This is a genomic window from Chromohalobacter sp. 296-RDG (genome assembly GCF_029889885.1).
Taxonomy (GTDB): domain Bacteria; phylum Pseudomonadota; class Gammaproteobacteria; order Pseudomonadales; family Halomonadaceae; genus Chromohalobacter.
In genome coordinates this window covers 1-1,630 of sequence record NZ_JARANY010000179.1, presented here as the reverse complement: position 1 = coordinate 1,630, position 1,630 = coordinate 1, and the positions used below count along the sequence as shown (strand labels likewise).

The 1,630-nt window shown below is 61.8% G+C and carries 3 protein-coding genes; all 3 read left to right on the top strand.

The window, feature by feature from the left end; all coding sequences use genetic code 11:
* A partial coding sequence (locus tag OP495_RS17645; RefSeq protein WP_280571068.1) for an alpha-hydroxy-acid oxidizing protein occupies nucleotides 1-544 on the top strand: 544 nt, incomplete at its 5' end.
* Nucleotides 545-601: 57 nt separating this feature from the next.
* Nucleotides 602-1,237, top strand: a complete 636-nt coding sequence (locus OP495_RS17640; protein ID WP_280571066.1) for an HAD-IA family hydrolase — start codon at nucleotides 602-604, stop codon at nucleotides 1,235-1,237.
* Entirely contained in the window at nucleotides 1,222-1,509 is a 288-nt protein-coding gene (locus OP495_RS17635) for a hypothetical protein (protein WP_280563765.1), read from the top strand. The genes OP495_RS17640 and OP495_RS17635 overlap by 16 nt, the downstream gene beginning before the upstream one ends.
* Nucleotides 1,510-1,630: the final 121 nt, after the last annotated feature.

Sequence of the window (1,630 nt, the reverse complement as noted above, 5' to 3'; positions counted from 1 at the left end):
GGGCAACGTCTCGGACTATCGCGGCCAACCGACGGGGCTCGAGGATTATATCGCCTGGCTCGGCAACAACTTCGATCCCGCCATTTCCTGGAAGGACCTGGAATGGATTCGTGAGTTCTGGGATGGCCCGATGATCATCAAGGGGATACTCGACCCCGAAGACGCTCGCGATGCGGTTCGCTTCGGCGCGGATGGCATCGTCGTTTCCAACCATGGCGGCCGTCAGCTCGATGGTGTGCCCTCTGCCGCGCGTGCCTTGCCAGCCATCGCCGACGCGGTCAAAGGCGATCTGGCCGTCCTGGCCGATTCTGGTGTGCGTAATGGGCTGGACGTCGTGCGCATGATCGCCTTGGGTGCCGATACCGTGTTGCTGGGGCGGGCCTTCGTCTATGCACTCGCTACCGCCGGTGAGGTGGGTGTTACCCACCTGCTCGAGCTGTTCGAGAAGGAGATTCGGGTCGCGATGACGCTCACCGGAGCGCGCTCTATCGCCGAGCTTGGGGCGGATTCGCTGGTGTCTGGTGCAAGCCGCGGCGCTGGTTGAGCGGGTGGTGATCGTGCGCCATGCTGAGGGGCGACCGACAGGAGCGGAGAGAGACGAATGACCGATGAAACGGTATTGCTATTCGACGCTGGTGGGGTGCTAGTCGACTGGCGTGGCACATCCGGGCTCGCCGAGCTGACTCAGGGACGTTTCGATACCGAGCAGGCCCGGCGCTTCTGGATGGGCTTCGAAGCGATCACGCCGTTCGAAACGGGTGGAGACGAAGGCATGCGCTTTGCCCGGGCGGCGCTCGAGGCACTCGAGCTGGACATGACGCCGGCAGCGTTCCTGGCAGTGTTCGACGACTGGATGCGTGGTCCCTACGCGGGTGCCATATCACTGGTCGAGCGAATTCGTCCCGTCTACCGTCGCGCTATACTCAGCAACACCAACCCCGTTCACTGGCGGCGGCTGATCGATGACTACCGTATCGATGTGCCCTTCGAAAAGGCGTTTGCCTCGCATGAGATCGGCGCGCGCAAGCCTGATCCTGAGGCCTTCAAATTCGTCTGTCGCGCGCTCGACGTGGTGCCTGGCCAGGTGCGCTTCTTCGACGACAACCCCGAGTGCGTCGATGCCGCCCGCGAGTTGGGCATGACGGCGACTCAGGTGCGTGGCCTGGACGAACTCCGGTATGCTCTCGCCGAGTTCGATGCACTGCGTCCGCCGGCTGATAATTGGAATCCACGCTGAAAGCGCTTTATAAAGAGCTGCTCGAGGCGCTTGAGACGTTGGAGCGCGAGCTCAACCGCGAGTTATTGCTCGCGTTAGAGAACGGCCGCTACCCTGTGCTGTGCGATACGATCCCCTGTACACAACGTATGGTGGAACGCCTCGATACGCGTTTGACGCTCCAAGAGCCGGTTGAATTTGCGCACGACTATGCCGGGATTCCCTATCGCTCGATTCTCGACTTGCTCAACGAGGTTAGTCGCCCCTATGTGGTCGAAGACGTTGCCACATGAATGCCGGGCGACTATTTTTAAATCATCCCCTTGCGTTCGCGTCGGCGGATCCGTAAAGTACGCATCCGCTGCCGGCGACGGGCTTCGTGGCCGGCGGTGAAAGGGTGGCGCAAGTGGCTGA

What these genes read in the sequence shown, in the direction of transcription:
- OP495_RS17640 (WP_280571066.1), top strand. Translation starts at nt 602, where the DNA reads ATGACCGATGAAACGGTATTGCTATTCGACGCTGGTGGGGTGCTAGTC.